2 protein-coding genes are annotated in these 1387 nt (G+C 62.3%); one reads left to right on the forward strand and one right to left on the reverse strand.

All coding sequences use genetic code 11. From position 1 onward, the window contains the following. Nucleotides 1-844 (reverse strand): LysR family transcriptional regulator (locus AC1DY5_RS55715; RefSeq protein ID WP_478122719.1); only part of this gene is annotated, 844 nt, incomplete at its 3' end. 78 nt (nucleotides 845-922) lie between these two features. Between AC1DY5_RS55715 and AC1DY5_RS55720 the strand changes: the two genes are divergently transcribed. Beyond that, nucleotides 923-1387, forward strand: a 465-nt coding sequence (locus AC1DY5_RS55720; protein ID WP_478122720.1) for a DsbA family protein, incomplete at its 3' end; no start/stop codon positions are given.

Raw genomic sequence — 1387 nt, forward strand, 5'->3', positions numbered from 1 at the left:
TTCCACCGGACGGCAGGCCCCATTGAGGCAGTACCTGGATCAGGCGCCCCGCGGCGAGTTCGTTTTCAATCGCATAGTCCGGGAGCACCGACAGCCCCGCGCCCTGGCACACGGCTTCGCGAACGGCGAGCGTCGCGTCGAGAAAGATGGAGGCCTGCACATTCACGACCTGGCGCTCGATCTCGTTGCGCGAGAAGTTCCACTTGAGATGGTCGCGCAAGGCGGTATTGGCGACAAAAGGCAAATCCGCGATGTCCTTCGGCTCAGAGAGTCGCGCCGCCTGAAGCCCCATGTTCGGAGACGCGACGAGCAATTGCCTGAATGTGCCGATCCTTCGAGCCTGCTGACTGGTTTCGGCCAGCCAGCCGACGCGGATCGCCAGTTCGATATTGCCGGACATGATGTCCAGCGTCTGGTCGCTGAGGATCGCATCGACCTTGCACACGGGGTAGCGCTTGGTGAAGGCGGCGATGGCGGGCACCACCACACCGACACCGTAGTCGAAGGGCGCCGTGAGCCGCAGCATGCCGGACGGTTCTGCCGATGTCTCGGCCAGTTCTTCGAACGCATGTTCGGCCTCGCGCAGGATCAGGGCGCAGCGCAGGTAGAACGCCTGTCCCGCTTCGGTGGGCTGGACCTTGCGCGTGGTGCGAACTAGCAGTGAGGTCCGGAACTCATGCTCCAACCGGGCAACCTGCTGGCTGACCACCGCCTTCGTGATACCCAGGCGCTCGGCTGCTGCGGTGAAGGAGCCTGTTTCCACCACGGCCACGAAGTAGGTCAGTCGCCGCAGGTTGCCGATTCCTCCCAGGTTGCTCTCGGCTTGATTGTGTGCTTTCAACATACATTATGTTTAGCACGTGTGTATTTAAGAATCAATAGATCGAGCCTACTATTCCTGCAGGCAACCCAAATATCTGCCATGAACAAGACTCTTCACTACCTGTTCGACCCGCTGTGCGGCTGGTGCTACGGGGCGACTCCGGCTGTATCGGACTTGCTTGAATCGTCAGGCATCGTCGTCAGCCTGCAGCCGACCGGCCTGTTTTCGGGCGAGGGCGCCCGAGCGATGGACGATGCCTTCGCGAACTTTGCCTGGTCCAACGACCAGCGCATCGAACGCCTGACGGGGCAGAGATTCACCGAGCGCTATTGGAATCGGGTTCTCGGTGATCGCCGGCAGCTCTTCGACAGCGGTCCTGCCACGGTGGCGCTGACCGCCGYGTCTTTGACCGACCCGGCCCGAGAACTCGACAGCCTCAAGGCCATCCAGCATGCACGCTATGTGGATGGCAGCGACGTGACGGCGTTGGCAACGCTGGCCACTCTGCTGAAGGGGCTCGGTCTCGCGCAGGCCGCTGCGAGGGTTGCGCAACCGGATGCAGCC

The organism is Variovorax sp. P4_D9, from assembly GCF_056401695.1.